Origin of the sequence: Pseudomonas sp. PDM14, from assembly GCF_014851905.1 — a bacterium.
In the GTDB taxonomy this organism is placed as follows: domain Bacteria; phylum Pseudomonadota; class Gammaproteobacteria; order Pseudomonadales; family Pseudomonadaceae; genus Aquipseudomonas.
This window is the reverse complement of sequence record NZ_JACVAQ010000002.1, coordinates 1,309,109-1,322,771: the sequence shown is the minus strand read 5'-3', so window position 1 is coordinate 1,322,771 and position 13,663 is coordinate 1,309,109. Positions and strand designations below refer to the sequence as shown.

Sequence of the window (13,663 nt, the reverse complement as noted above, 5' to 3'; positions counted from 1 at the left end):
GCGCCACTGCGTTCAAATGCTGATACGGCCCACGGTCGCGGCGTTGTTCGCCTCCGACAGCTGGGCACTGATGGTTTCCTGCAGGCGTGCACAGAGTTCCGGATCGGACAGCGGCTGGTTGTGCGCGTCGGTGACGAAGAACACGTCTTCTACCCGCTCGCCGAGCGTGGCGATCTTGGCGTTCTGCAGCGACAGGTCGAAGTCGAGGAAGATCTTGCCGATCCGCGCCAGCAGGCCGGGGCGGTCCGGGGCGGTGATCTCCAGCACGGTGACCGGTCGCTGTGCGTCGTTGTGGATGTTCACCTGCGGAGCGAAGGCGAAATGCTTGAGCTGGCGTGGCACGCGGCGCTGGATGATGTTCGGGTAGTCGTCCGGGTTCTTCAGCGCCTCGACCAGGCCCTCGCGAATCTGCTTGATTCGCGCCGGATTGTCGCCAATCGAGCCGCCTTCGGCCTCGAGCACGATGTAGGTGTCGAGGGTGAACTGGCTGGTCGAGGTGATCACACGGGCGTCGTGGATGTTCAGGTTGAGCTGGTCCATCGCCGCCACGGTCACCGCGAAGAAGTCGTGCTGGTCCGGCGCGTAGATGAAGATCTGCGTGCCGCCCTCGAAATCGCGCTGGGTGGTTTCCTTGATCAGCACCAGCGGGTCGTTGCCGGTCGGGTGCTGGAGGATGGCCTCGGTATGCCAGGCCACGTCGCCGGCGGTGTGGCGCAGGAAGTAGTCGTCGCCGAGCTGGCTCCACAGTTGTTCGGCGTCGTCCTGGTCGATGCCGGCGCGCACCAGGATGTCCAAAGCGGCGCTCTGGGTCTGGCGGATCTGCTCTTCACGGTCCAGCGGGTTTTCCAGGCCGCGGCGCAGGGCGCGTTTGGTCTCGGTGTACAGCTGGCGCAGCAGGCTGGCGCGCCAGGAGTTCCACAGGCTCGGGTTGGTGGCGTTGATGTCGGCCACGGTGAGCACGTAGAGGTAGTCGAGGCGCGTCTGGTCGCCGACCAGTTGGGCGAAGTCGAAGATCACCTGCGGGTCGGAGAGGTCCTTGCGCTGGGCGGTGGTCGACATCACCAGGTGATTCTGCACCAGCCAGACGATCAGACGGCTGTCCCAGTTGGGCAGCTGGTGGCGCACGCAGAAGGCTTCGGCATCCACCGCGCCGAGCTCCGAGTGGTCGCCGCCGCGGCCCTTGCCGATGTCGTGATAGAGCCCGGCGAGGTAGATCAGTTCGGGCTTGGGCAGCTTGTCGATGACCTTGCTGGCCAGCGGGAACTTCTCCGCCAGCTCCGGCCACTTGAGTTTGCGCAGGTGCTTGATCAGGTTCAGCGTGTGCGCATCGACGGTATAGATGTGGAACAGGTCGTGCTGCATCTGCCCGACGATATGGCCGAACTCCGGCAGGTAGCGGCCGAGGATGCCGTAGCGGTTCATCCGTCGCAGGTTGCGGTGGATGCCCTGGGGCGACTTGAACAGCTCGATGAACAGGCTGGTGTTGCGGATGTCGCGGCGGAAATCGTCGTCGATCAGGTCGCGGCTGTCGCGCAGCAGGCGAATGGTGTCGGCGCGCACGCCCTGGATGTCCGGGCGCTGGGCGAGCAGCACGAAGACTTCGAGGATGGCGAAGGGAGTGCGCTTGAACACGTTGGGGTGCGTGACTTCGAGGAAGCCGTCGCGCAGCTGGAAGCGGCTGTTCAGCGGCTGCGTCGGGCCGCTTTCGCCGGCCCGCACGATGACTTCCTCGAAGTGCTGGTTGATCAGGTCGTTGAGCTCGGCGACGGCCATGACCACGCGGTAGTACTTCTGCATGAAACGCTCGACGGCCATCTTCGCGTCGCTTTCCTCGAAGCCGAGGAGGGTGGCGATCTTGCTCTGATGGTCGAACAGCAGGCGGTCTTCGGCACGCCCCGCGAGCATGTGCAGGGCGTAGCGCACCTTCCACAGGAAGTCCTGGCTGGAGGCGAGCATGTTGTGCTCGCTTTCGACCAGGAAGCCCTGTTTGACCAGCGCGTGCAGGTTCAGCGTGCCGAACTGGCGGCGGGCGACCCAAAGGATGGTCTGGATGTCGCGCAGGCCGCCGGGCGAGCCCTTCACGTTGGGTTCGAGGTTGTATTCGGTGTCGTTGTACTTGGCGTGGCGCGCCTTCTGCTCCTTGCGCTTGGCCAGGAAGAAGTCCTTGCTCGGCCACATGCGGTCACTGCCGGTGACTTCCTGCATGCGCTGGCGCAGGCGCTCGGGGCCGGCGATGGTGCGGCTTTCCATCAGGTTGGTGATGACGGTAAGGTCGGCGCGCGCCTCTTCGGCGCACTCGTCCACCGAGCGCACGCTCTGGCCGACTTCCAGGCCGATGTCCCAGAGCAGGGTGAGGAAGCCCTCGATCGGCTCGCGGAAGGTCTCGTGGTCGGCGCTTTCCAGCAGAATCAGCAGGTCAATGTCGGAGTAGGGGTGCAGCTCGCCCCGGCCATAGCCGCCAACCGCCAGCAGGGCAATGTCGGCGTCTTCGCTCCAGTCGAAGCGCTCCCAGGCGCAGCGCAGTATCTGGTCGACGAACCAGGCGCGGTCCTCGACCAGGCGGCGGATGTCGCGGCCCTGGCGAAAGCGCGCATCGAGCACCTCGCGGGATTGCTTGAGGGCTTTCTTGAACGCAGCGATGGGGCTGGACTTGAGCGCCAGTTCCGCCTGGAACTGGCCGCGATCAAACAACTCCGGGTCCATCTGCGGCATGCGGGCCTACCTTCTATATGAGTGCGTCAGGCGTTGGTGCGGGCGATGGTGTCGTCGCTACGCAGGGTAAGGATCTCGTAGCCGTCAGCGGTGACCAGCACGGTGTGCTCCCACTGCGCGGAGAGCTTGCGGTCCTTGGTGATGGCGGTCCAGCCATCGCCGAGCAGGCGGGTTTCCGGGCGGCCCTGGTTGAGCATCGGTTCGATGGTGAAGGTCATGCCTTCCTTGAGTTCCATGCCGGTGCCGGCGCGGCCGTAGTGCAGCACTTGTGGTTCTTCATGGAACACCGCGCCGATGCCGTGGCCGCAGTACTCGCGCACCACCGAGAAACCGTTCTTCTCGGCGTGCTTCTGGATCACCTCGCCGATGTCGCCCAGGCGTGCGCCGGGGCGGACCAGCTGGATGCCCTTGTACATCGACTCCTGGGTGACCTGTGCCAGCTTGATCGCCCACTCCGGCACCTTGCCGACGATGAACATCTTGCTGGTGTCGCCGTGGTAGCCATCCTTGATCACGGTGACGTCGATGTTCAGGACGTCGCCATCCTTCAGTGGCTTCTCGTTGGGAATGCCGTGGCAGACCACATGATTGAGCGAGGTGCAGATCGACTTGGGGAAGCCCGGGCGGCCCGGTGCGGCGCCGTAGTTCAGCGGCGCCGGAATGGCTTTCTGCACATTGACGATGTGATCGTGGCAGATGCGGTCGATTTCTTCGGTGGTGACGCCGGGTTTGACGTGCTCGCCGATCATCTCCAGCACTTCGGCGGCCAGGCGGCCGGCCACGCGCATTTTTTCGATTTCTTCGGGAGTCTTGATGGTGACGGTCATGCAGGCTCTCTCGGCGCCAATGGACGCAAGGCAAAAACGGGAAGACGGCGATTCTAGCAGAAAGGCAGGCCGCGGCGCCGCCCCGTATAGAGCGGGGCGGCATTCGCGTGCCGGGTTTGCGCTAGCCTGGTGCGGCTTTTCATGGTATAAAACGCGCCGCTTTACGGGCAGTGGGCTCGCAAAGCTTTAATCCGCACACGTGTCGACACGATTTCCTGGGTGCCCGCAAGGGTTGGAGATTGGGGCGCGTGGAGGCCTAACCCGACTTATCAAGGAACTATCATGTCCCAAGTCAATATGCGCGATATGCTGAAGGCCGGTGTGCACTTCGGCCACCAGACCCGTTACTGGAACCCGAAAATGGGCAAGTTCATTTTCGGCGCGCGCAACAAGATCCACATCATCAACCTGGAAAAGACCCTTCCGATGTTCAACGACGCTCTGTCGTTCGTCGAGAAGCTGGCTTCCGGTAAAAACAAGATTCTGTTCGTCGGCACCAAGCGTTCCGCTGGCAAGATCGTCGCTGAAGAAGCAGCACGTTGCGGCTCGCCGTACGTCGATCATCGCTGGTTGGGCGGCATGCTGACCAACTACAAAACCATCCGCGCTTCGATCAAGCGCCTGCGTGAGCTGGAAACCCAGTCTCAGGACGGTACCTTCACCAAGCTGACCAAGAAAGAAGCGCTGATGCGTTCGCGCGATCTGGAAAAACTGGACCGCAGCCTCGGTGGTATCAAGGACATGGGCGGTCTGCCGGACGCTCTGTTCGTGATCGACGTTGACCACGAGCGCATCGCCATCACCGAAGCCAACAAGCTGGGCATCCCGGTCATCGGCGTTGTCGATACCAACAGCAGCCCGGAAGGCGTTGACTACATCATCCCGGGTAACGACGACGCCATCCGCGCCATCCAGCTGTACATGGGTGCCATGGCTGACGCCGTGATCCGTGGTCGCGGCAACGCCGCTGGCGGCACCGACGAGTTCGTCGAAGAAGCTGCTGGCTCCGAGGCCAGCGAAGGCTGATAGCGGGCAACTAACGTTCCCGTTGCGCAAGAAGGGGGCTAGGCCCCCTTTTTGCCACTTACGAATTTGTACCCGGTGTCCGGGTTGATTGGTTGACTACCGATTCAAGAGGATCAAGAACATGGCAGAAATTACTGCAGCCCTGGTTAAAGAACTGCGTGAGCGCACTGGCGAAGGCATGATGGATTGCAAGAAGGCCCTGACCAAGGCCGGCGGCGACATCGAGAAAGCCATTGACGACATGCGTGCCTCGGGCGCCATCAAGGCCGCCAAGAAGGCTGGCAACATCGCCGCCGAAGGCGCGATCGCCATCAAGGACGACGGTAAGTCCGCCGTTCTGCTGGAAGTCAACTCGCAGACCGACTTCCTGGCCCTGCAAGACGACTTCAAGGCATTCGTTGCCGCCAGCGTCGACAAGGCCTTCGCCGACAAGCTGACCACCGTCGAGCCGCTGATCGAAGCCCGTGAAGCTGATCGTCTGGTGCTGGTCGGCAAGACCGGTGAGAACGTCAACATCCGTCGTCTGGCCCGCGTCGAAGGCGACGTGCTGGGTTCCTACCTGCACGGCAACAAGATCGGTGTGGTCGTGGCGCTGAAAGGCGGCACCGTCGAGCTGGCCAAGGACATCGCCATGCACGTGGCTGCCAGCAACCCGGAATTCCTCCTGCCGAGCCAGGTTTCTGCCGAAGCTATCGAGCGCGAGAAGAACGTCTTCCTGTCCCTGAACGAAGACAAGATGAAGGGCAAGCCGGCTGAAATCGTCGAGAAGATGATTTCCGGTCGTATCACCAAGTTCCTGGCCGAGGCCAGCCTGGTTGAGCAAGCCTTCGTCAAGGATCCGGAGATCACCGTCGGTGCCCTGGCCAAGAAAGGCGGCGCGGAAATCGTTTCCTTCACCCGTTTCGCGGTTGGTGAAGGCATCGAGAAGCCGGTCGACAACTTCGCTGACGAAGTTGCTGCTCAAGTGGCTGCCGCCAGCAAGCAGTAAGACGGTTCTACACTGTCGTACCGAAGAGGCTGCCCGCTTATGCGTGCAGCCTCTTTTGCAAAGCGCGGGGCATAATCGCCCTGACGCCGCACAAATTCACCCGGTGGCGGTCTGACTGCCGGGTACATCCCGAAGCCGCAGGCTTCGGTTCAAAACGACGCCGCAGGAGAGACACGCATGGCTCAGCAGGTGAGTGGTCGCCAACCTCGCTATAAACGCATTCTTCTCAAACTTAGCGGCGAGGCCCTGATGGGCTCGGAAGATTTCGGCATCGACCCGAAAGTACTGGATCGCATGGCGCTGGAAGTCGGCCAGCTGGTCGGTATCGGCGTGCAGGTCGGCCTGGTGATTGGCGGTGGCAACCTGTTCCGCGGCGCGGCGCTGTCCGCGGCCGGCATGGATCGGGTCACCGGCGACCACATGGGCATGCTCGCCACCGTGATGAACGCGTTGGCCATGCGCGACGCGCTGGAGCGCTCGAACATCCCGGCGCTGGTCATGTCCGCCATCTCGATGGTTGGCGTGACCGATCACTACGATCGTCGCAAGGCCATGCGTCATCTCAAGACCGGTGAGGTGGTGATATTCGCCGCCGGTACCGGCAACCCGTTCTTCACCACCGACTCGGCCGCCTGCCTGCGTGCCATCGAGATCGATGCCGATCTGGTTCTCAAAGCCACCAAGGTCGATGGCGTGTACACTGCCGACCCTTTCAAGGACCCGAATGCGGAGAAGTTCGAGCGCCTGACCTATGACGAGGTGCTCGATCGCAAGCTGGGCGTGATGGACCTGACAGCCATCTGTCTGTGCCGCGACCACAACATGCCGCTGCGGGTCTTCAATATGAACAAGCCGGGTGCCCTGCTCAATATCGTGGTGGGTGGCGCCGAAGGAACCCTGATCGAGGAGAGTACACAATGATCAATGAGATCAAGAAAGACGCGCAGGAGCGCATGCAGAAGAGTCTGGAATCGCTGAGCCAGGCGTTCGGCCGGATTCGTACCGGTCAGGCCCACCCAAGTGTTCTTGCTGGCGTGATGGTGCCTTACTACGGTGCCGACACGCCGCTGAACCAGGTCGCCAACGTCACCGTCAAGGATGCACGCACCCTGCAGGTGGTTGCATTCGAGCGCAACATGCTAGCCGCTGTCGACAAGGCAATCCAAAGCTCTGGCCTGGGCTTCAACCCGACCAACCTTGGCGAACTGCTGCTGATCTCCATGCCGGCGCTCACCGAAGAAACCCGCAAGGGCTACACCAAGCAGGCCCGCGGCGAAGCCGAGAACGCCCGCGTTGCCGTGCGCAACATTCGTCGCGATGCCCTGGCGCAGCTGAAGGATTTGGTGAAGGAAAAGGAAATCAGCGAAGACGAAGAGCGTCGTGCTGCCGACGACGTGCAGAAGCTGACCGACAAGTTCGTCGCCGAAGTGGAAAAGGCGCTGGAAGCCAAAGAATCCGATCTGATGGCGGTCTGACGGTCTTTTCGCTATGGCCAAGAACAAGCAGGAAGCAGCCGCGATAGTGCCACGTCATGTGGCCATCATCATGGACGGTAACAACCGCTGGGCGAAGAAGCGCCTGTTGCCTGGCGTGGCCGGGCACAAGGCCGGCGTGGATGCGGTGCGGGCAGTGATCGAGGTGTGTGCCGAATCCGGGGTCGAGGTACTGACCCTGTTCGCCTTCTCCAGTGAAAACTGGCAGCGCCCGGCGGAAGAGGTCGGTGCACTGATGGAGCTGTTCCTCTCGGCGCTGCGCCGCGAGGCGCGCAAGCTCAAGGACAATGCCATCAGTCTGCGCATCATCGGTGATCGCTCGCGTTTCCATCCCGAGCTGCAGGCTGCGATGCGCGAAGCTGAGCAGCAGACGGCGGGCGACAGTCGCTTCATCCTGCAGATCGCCGCCAACTACGGTGGCCAGTGGGATATCGCCCAGGCCGCCCAGCGTCTGGCGCGTGAGGTGCAGGCCGGCCATCTGCAACCCGAGGACATCACGCCCGGGTTGTTGCAGGGCTGCCTGGCTACTGGCGATCTGCCGTTGCCGGACCTGTGCATTCGTACCGGTGGCGAGCACCGCATCAGCAACTTTCTGCTCTGGCAGTTGGCCTATTCCGAGCTGTATTTCTCCGAGCTGTTCTGGCCGGATTTCAAACACGACGCCATGCGCACTGCGCTGGCCGATTTCGCTACCCGCCAGCGTCGCTTCGGTAAAACCGGCGAGCAGGTGGAAGCCGAGGTAGCCCGCTGATGCTCAAGCAACGGATCATTACGGCGCTGATTCTGCTGCCGATCGCCCTGTGTGGTTTCTTTCTGCTCGAGGGCGGCGCGTTCGCCCTGTTCATCGGTGCGGTCGTGACCCTGGGCGCCTGGGAGTGGGCGCGTCTGGCCGGGCTGGCTGCGCAGCCGCTGCGTGTCGGCTATGCCGCCGTGGTTGCGCTGCTGCTGTATCTCGCCTACCTGACTCCGGTCCTGGCGCCATGGCTGCTCGCTGCTGCGATGGTCTGGTGGGTGGCGGCGACATTGCTGGTCCTGAGCTATCCGTCGAGCAGTCGTTACTGGGGTGGTCTGCCCGGGCGTCTGCTGATCGGCCTGCTGATTCTCCTGCCGGCCTGGCAGGGGCTGGTGCAGCTCAAGCTGTGGCCACAGGCGAATCTGTTGATCATTGCGGTCATGGTGCTGGTCTGGGGTGCCGATATCGGCGCCTACTTCGCCGGCAAACGCTTCGGCAAGCGCAAGCTCGCGCCGCGCGTCAGTCCCGGCAAAAGCTGGGAAGGCCTGGTCGGCGGGCTGATTGCCAGTCTGCTGATCACTGCCGTCGTGGGTGTGCAGCAAGGCTGGCAGGCCGGCAGCCTGCTCATCGCGATGGCAGGTGCCGCGCTGGTGGTACTGGTCTCGGTGGTTGGTGACCTGACCGAAAGCATGTTCAAGCGTCAGTCCGGGATCAAGGACAGCAGCAATCTGCTGCCGGGTCACGGCGGCGTGCTGGACCGTATCGACAGCCTCACGGCAGCGGTGCCGGTATTCGTCGTGTTGCTCTGGCTGGCTGGCTGGGGCGCGCAGTGAGTCATCCGCAGCGGATCACGGTGCTGGGTGCGACAGGTTCGATCGGTCTCAGCACGCTGGATGTGATCGCCCGCCATCCCGAACGCTATCAGGTGTTCGCCTTGTCCGGTTTTTCCCGGCTCGGCGAACTCGAGCAGCTCTGCCTCAAGCATCGTCCGCAGTTCGCCGTGGTGGCGGATGCGGACGCGGCGCGTGTGTTGCAAGGTGGTTTGCAGGCGGCCGGCCTGGCGACTCGCGTGCTCTGGGGCGAAGCCGGGCTGTGCGAGATATCGGCCCACCCCGACGTCGATGCGGTGATGGCGGCGATCGTCGGTGCGGCAGGCTTGCAGCCGACGCTGGCGGCGGTCGAGGCGGGCAAGAAGGTCCTGCTGGCCAACAAGGAGGCGCTGGTCATGTCCGGTGCCCTGTTCATGCAGGCCGTGCGCAAGAGTGGCGCGGTGCTCCTGCCGATCGACAGCGAACACAATGCGATCTTCCAGTGCCTGCCCGGCGATTACGCGCGCGGGCTGCCGGCGGTGGGGGTGCGACGCATCCTGCTCACCGCGTCGGGCGGGCCGTTTCGCGAAACCCCACTGGCCGATCTGGAGCATGTCAGCCCCGAACAGGCCTGTGCGCACCCGAACTGGTCCATGGGGCGCAAGATCTCCGTGGACTCGGCAAGCATGATGAACAAGGGCCTGGAGCTGATCGAGGCCTGCTGGCTGTTCGATGCCCGGCCGGCGCAGGTCGAGGTGGTCATCCACCCGCAAAGCGTCATTCACTCACTGGTCGATTATGTCGATGGCTCGGTGTTGGCGCAGATGGGCAATCCGGACATGCGCACACCGATCGCTCATGCCCTGGCTTGGCCGCAGCGTATCGACTCCGGTGTGCCGCCGCTGGACCTGTTCGCCGTTGCCCGCCTGGACTTTCAGCGTCCCGATGAGCAGCGTTTTCCCTGCCTGCGGCTGGCGCGTCAGGCGGCAGAGGCGGGCGGTACGGCGCCGGCGATGCTCAATGCGGCGAACGAGGTTGCGGTTGCGGCGTTTCTCGAACGGCGCATCCGCTTCCCGGAGATCGCGGGTATCATCGACGAAGTGCTGAATCTTGAGGCGACGGTCCCGGTTGGAAGCCTTGAGTCGGTGCTGCAGGCCGATGCCAGGGCGCGATCCCTTGCCGGCGAATGGTTGAACCGCCACGGGCGTTGAGTCCGGAGGAAGACGATGAGCGCGCTGTACATGTTTTTCGGCACCCTGATTGCGCTCGGGGTGCTGGTCACCATCCATGAATACGGCCATTTCTGGATCGCGCGGCGCTGCGGCGTCAAGGTGCTGCGCTTCTCCGTGGGGTTCGGCAGCCCGTTGCTGCGCTGGCATGACCGCCAGGGCACCGAGTTCGTTGTCGCGGCGATCCCGCTGGGCGGCTACGTCAAGATGCTCGACGAGCGTGAGGGCGATGTCCCGCCGGACCAACTCGATCAATCCTTCAATCGCAAATCGGTACGCCAGCGCATCGCCATCGTCGCAGCGGGGCCGATTGCCAATTTTCTGCTGGCCATTCTGTTTTTTTGGGTGCTAGCGATGCTCGGCAGTCAGCAGGTCAAGCCGGTTATCGGTGCGGTCGAGCCCGAGAGCATTGCTGCCCAGGCGGGCTTGCAGGCCGGGCAGGAAATCATCGAGGTGGATGGCGAGTCGACCACCGGTTGGTCCGCGGTCAATCTGCAACTGGTGCGCCGCCTAGGTGAAAGTGGCGAGTTGCAGCTGCGTCTGCTCGAGCCAGGCTCTACCGTGGCGGTTACCCGTCAGCTGCAGCTGAAGGACTGGCAGCGTGGTGTCGAGCAGCCTGATCCGCTGGTGGCGCTGGGTATCCGTCCGTGGCGCCCGGCCATCGCGCCAGTCCTGCAGGTTGTCGTTCCCGAAGGTCCGGCGCATGCGGCCGGCATCAAGCAGGGCGATCGCCTGTTGGCGGTCGATAGCGAGCGCCTGGATGACTGGCAGCAGGTGCTGGACGTGATGAAGCGTTCGCCTGGCAAGGACGTGGTGTTGCGTGTCGAGCGTGATGGCCAGGTGCTGGACGTGCCGGTCAAGCTCGGCGTACGCGGTGAAGACGAGGCGCGCAGCGGTTACCTGGGTGTTGGTCCGGGCGAAGTCAACTGGCCGCAGGAGATGCTGCGCGAGGTCCGCTTCGGTCCGCTGGAAGGTGCGGTTGAAGGCTTGCGGCGGACCTGGAACATGACGCTGCTGACCTTCGATTCGGTCCGCAAAATGCTGGTCGGCGAGCTCTCGGTAAAAAACTTGAGCGGGCCGATAACCATTGCTAAAGTGGCGGGCGCTTCGGCCCAGTCCGGGGTAGGGGACTTTCTTTATTTCCTCTCCCTGTTGAGCATCAGTTTGGGGGTTCTCAACCTGTTGCCCATCCCGGTTCTGGATGGGGGACACCTGTTGTTCTACATGATCGAATGGGTACGAGGCCGCCCGCTTTCAGAGCGGATACAGGGTTGGGGCATGCAGATTGGTATCAGTCTGGTGCTTGGGGTGATGTTGCTGGCCTTGGTCAACGATCTGGGTCGCTTGTAACCAATCGCTGAATGCCGAAGCTGCCGCGTATCGCGGCAGTTTCTTTATTGTCAGTTGGAATAAGAAAGGACTTCATGAAACGTCTGCTGCTACCTGCGGTCCTCGCCGCATTGATGATCGCCGAAGTTCACGCTGAGTCCTTCACCATCACAGATATCCGCGTCAACGGCCTGCAGCGGGTTTCCGCGGGTAGCCTGTTCGGCGCGCTGCCGCTCAACGTCGGCGAACAGGCCGATGATCGTCGCCTCGTCGAAGCGACTCGCTCCCTGTTCAAAACCGGTTTCTTCCAGGACATCCAGCTTGGCCGTGATGGCGACGTGCTGGTGGTTACCGTGGTCGAGCGTCCGTCCATCTCTGGCATCGAGATCGAAGGCAACAAAGCAATCAGCACCGAAGACCTGATGAAGGGCCTGAACCAGTCCGGTCTGTCCGAAGGTGAGATCTTCCAGCGCGCCACGCTTGAAGGCGTGCGCAACGAGCTGCTGCGCCAGTACGTGGCTCAGGGCCGCTACTCGGCCGAGATCGAAGCGGAAGTGATCCCGCAGCCGCGCAACCGCGTGGCGCTGAAGATCAACATCAACGAAGGTTCGGTCGCGGCCATCCAGCACATCAACGTGGTCGGCAACAGCGTCTTCTCCGATGAAGACCTGATCGACCTGTTCGAGCTGAAGACCACCAACTGGCTGTCGTTCTTCAAGAACGATGACAAGTACGCTCGCGAAAAACTGTCCGGTGACCTGGAACGCCTGCGCTCCTACTACCTGGACCGTGGCTATATCAACATGGATATCTCCTCCACCCAGGTATCCATTACCCCGGACAAGAAGCACGTCTACGTCACCGTCAACGTCGACGAAGGCGAGAAGTACAGCGTTCGCGAGGTCAAGCTCTCCGGCGACCTGAAAGTGCCGGAAGAGGACGTCAAGAAGCTGCTGCTGGTGAAGGAAGGGCAGGTCTTCTCGCGCAAGGTGATGACCACCACGTCCGAGCTGATCACCCGTCGCCTGGGTAACGAAGGCTACACCTTCGCCAACGTCAACGGCGTGCCGGAACCGCATGACGAAGACAACACCGTATCGATCACCTTCATGGTCGATCCGGGCAAGCGCGCCTACGTCAACCGCATCAACTTCCGTGGCAATACCAAGACCGAAGACGAAGTGCTGCGCCGGGAAATGCGCCAAATGGAAGGCGGCTGGGCTTCGACCTACCTGATCGACCAGTCCAAGACCCGTCTGGAGCGCCTGGGCTACTTCAAGGAAGTCAACGTCGAGACCCCGCAAGTGCCGGGCTCCGACGATCAGGTCGACGTCAACTACAGCGTCGAAGAGCAGGCTTCGGGTTCGATTACCGCCAGCGTCGGTTTCGCCCAGAACGCCGGTCTGATCCTCGGTGGCTCGATCAGCCAGAACAACTTCCTCGGTACTGGTAACAAGGTCAGCGTCGGTCTGACCCGCTCCGAATACCAGACCCGCTACAACTTCGGTTTCGTTGACCCCTACTGGACCGCCGATGGCGTCAGCCTGGGTTACAACGCCTTCTATCGCACCACCGACTACGATGACCTCGACGTCGACGTATCCAGCTATGCGGTCGACAGCTTGGGTGCGGGTGTCAGCATCGGCTACCCGATCAGCGAGACGTCGCGTCTGACCTACGGTCTGACCATTCAGCAGGACAGCATCGACACCGGCCGCTACACCGTTGACGAGATCCTCGACTTCATCGAGCAGGAAGGGGACAACTACCTGAATCTGAAGGCTTCGATTGGCTGGTCCGACTCCACGCTCAACCGTGGCGTGATGGCTACCCGTGGTTACTCGCAGAGCCTGGTGCTGGAAAGCACCGTTCCGGGCAGCGACCTGTCGTTCTTCAAACTCGACTACCGTGGCCAGCTGTTCCAGCCGATCACCGAGAACTACACCCTGCGTTTCCATACCGAACTGGGTTATGGCGACAGTTATGGCTCCACGTCCGACCTGCCGTTCTACGAGCACTACTACGCCGGTGGCTTCAACTCCGTACGTGGTTTCGAAGACAGCACCCTCGGTCCGCGCAGCACCCCGAGTCTTGTTCGTAACGCCGATGGCAGCGTCAACAACAGCGGCGCTCGCGATCAGTACGGACGCATTACCGACCCGGATCAGGATCCGCTGCCATTCGGTGGCAACGTTCTGGTCCAAGGTGGTGTCGAAATGCTGTTCCCGCTGCCGTTCATCAAGGATCAGCGCTCCCTGCGCACCGCCTTGTTCTGGGACGTGGGTAACGTATACGACACCAATTGCAGCAAGATTCAGAAGGCCCGTGGTGATAGCTGCGACTTGGATTTCGGCGAACTCGCCAGCTCGGTTGGTGTCGGTGTTACCTGGATTACCGCTCTCGGCCCGCTGAGTTTCGCTCTGGCTGCGCCGATCAAGAAACCGGAAGATGCCGACACGCAGATCTTCCAGTTCTCTCTGGGCCAGACTTTCTAATTGCTAGATCAATGACAACAGT

General features: G+C 62.3%; 11 protein-coding genes. 9 read left to right on the top strand and 2 right to left on the bottom strand.

What is annotated here, in order from left to right; translation table 11 throughout:
- Positions 1 to 12: 12 nt before the first annotated feature.
- A complete protein-coding gene (locus IB229_RS18710) occupies positions 13 to 2,712 on the bottom strand; it encodes a [protein-PII] uridylyltransferase (protein WP_192331407.1) in 2,700 nt (899 codons plus the stop codon).
- 26 nt (positions 2,713 to 2,738) lie between these two features.
- Positions 2,739 to 3,539: a type I methionyl aminopeptidase gene (gene map, locus IB229_RS18705; RefSeq protein WP_192331406.1), complete on the bottom strand. Its 801-nt coding sequence runs from the start codon at positions 3,537 to 3,539 to the stop codon at positions 2,739 to 2,741.
- 282 nt (positions 3,540 to 3,821) lie between these two features.
- On the opposite strand from map, the gene rpsB reads away from it, so the two are divergent.
- The 9 genes from rpsB (at position 3,822) to bamA (ending at position 13,641) form a co-directional block, all read left to right on the top strand.
- Positions 3,822 to 4,565, top strand: a complete 744-nt coding sequence (gene rpsB / locus IB229_RS18700) for a 30S ribosomal protein S2 (protein WP_192331405.1) — start codon at positions 3,822 to 3,824, stop codon at positions 4,563 to 4,565.
- A 121-nt stretch (positions 4,566 to 4,686) separates the two neighbouring features.
- Complete coding sequence (gene tsf / locus IB229_RS18695) at positions 4,687 to 5,553, top strand: translation elongation factor Ts (RefSeq protein WP_192331404.1); 867 nt, start codon at positions 4,687 to 4,689, stop codon at positions 5,551 to 5,553.
- A 177-nt stretch (positions 5,554 to 5,730) separates the two neighbouring features.
- Positions 5,731 to 6,474, top strand: coding sequence for a UMP kinase (gene pyrH / locus IB229_RS18690; protein ID WP_192331403.1), 744 nt, complete (start codon positions 5,731 to 5,733; stop codon positions 6,472 to 6,474).
- Positions 6,471 to 7,028 carry a ribosome recycling factor gene (gene frr / locus IB229_RS18685; protein WP_192331402.1) on the top strand — a complete coding sequence of 186 codons (558 nt, stop codon included), beginning with the start codon at positions 6,471 to 6,473 and terminating at the stop codon, positions 7,026 to 7,028. The genes pyrH and frr overlap by 4 nt, the downstream gene beginning before the upstream one ends.
- Positions 7,029 to 7,041: 13 nt before the next feature.
- Complete coding sequence (gene uppS, locus IB229_RS18680) at positions 7,042 to 7,797, top strand: polyprenyl diphosphate synthase (RefSeq protein WP_192331401.1); 756 nt, start codon at positions 7,042 to 7,044, stop codon at positions 7,795 to 7,797.
- Complete coding sequence (locus IB229_RS18675) at positions 7,797 to 8,612, top strand: phosphatidate cytidylyltransferase (protein WP_192331400.1); 816 nt, start codon at positions 7,797 to 7,799, stop codon at positions 8,610 to 8,612. Before uppS ends, IB229_RS18675 begins: the two co-directional genes overlap by 1 nt.
- A complete protein-coding gene (ispC, locus tag IB229_RS18670; RefSeq protein ID WP_192331399.1) occupies positions 8,609 to 9,799 on the top strand; it encodes a 1-deoxy-D-xylulose-5-phosphate reductoisomerase in 1,191 nt (396 codons plus the stop codon). Before IB229_RS18675 ends, ispC begins: the two co-directional genes overlap by 4 nt.
- Before the next feature lie 15 nt (positions 9,800 to 9,814).
- Positions 9,815 to 11,167 carry a sigma E protease regulator RseP gene (gene rseP / locus IB229_RS18665; RefSeq protein ID WP_192331398.1) on the top strand — a complete coding sequence of 451 codons (1,353 nt, stop codon included), beginning with the start codon at positions 9,815 to 9,817 and terminating at the stop codon, positions 11,165 to 11,167.
- Positions 11,168 to 11,241: 74 nt separating this feature from the next.
- Positions 11,242 to 13,641, top strand: coding sequence for an outer membrane protein assembly factor BamA (bamA, locus tag IB229_RS18660; RefSeq protein ID WP_192331397.1), 2,400 nt, complete (start codon positions 11,242 to 11,244; stop codon positions 13,639 to 13,641).
- Positions 13,642 to 13,663: the final 22 nt, after the last annotated feature.

Coding starts and splice junctions, on each gene's coding strand:
- pyrH (WP_192331403.1), top strand. CDS start 5,731: ATGGCTCAGCAGGTGAGTGGTCGCCAACCTCGCTATAAACGCATTCTT.
- IB229_RS18710 (WP_192331407.1), bottom strand. CDS start 2,712: ATGCCGCAGATGGACCCGGAGTTGTTTGATCGCGGCCAGTTCCAGGCG.
- rpsB (WP_192331405.1), top strand. CDS start 3,822: ATGTCCCAAGTCAATATGCGCGATATGCTGAAGGCCGGTGTGCACTTC.
- uppS (WP_192331401.1), top strand. CDS start 7,042: ATGGCCAAGAACAAGCAGGAAGCAGCCGCGATAGTGCCACGTCATGTG.
- IB229_RS18675 (WP_192331400.1), top strand. CDS start 7,797: ATGCTCAAGCAACGGATCATTACGGCGCTGATTCTGCTGCCGATCGCC.
- map (WP_192331406.1), bottom strand. CDS start 3,539: ATGACCGTCACCATCAAGACTCCCGAAGAAATCGAAAAAATGCGCGTG.
- rseP (WP_192331398.1), top strand. CDS start 9,815: ATGAGCGCGCTGTACATGTTTTTCGGCACCCTGATTGCGCTCGGGGTG.
- bamA (WP_192331397.1), top strand. CDS start 11,242: ATGAAACGTCTGCTGCTACCTGCGGTCCTCGCCGCATTGATGATCGCC.
- tsf (WP_192331404.1), top strand. CDS start 4,687: ATGGCAGAAATTACTGCAGCCCTGGTTAAAGAACTGCGTGAGCGCACT.
- frr (WP_192331402.1), top strand. CDS start 6,471: ATGATCAATGAGATCAAGAAAGACGCGCAGGAGCGCATGCAGAAGAGT.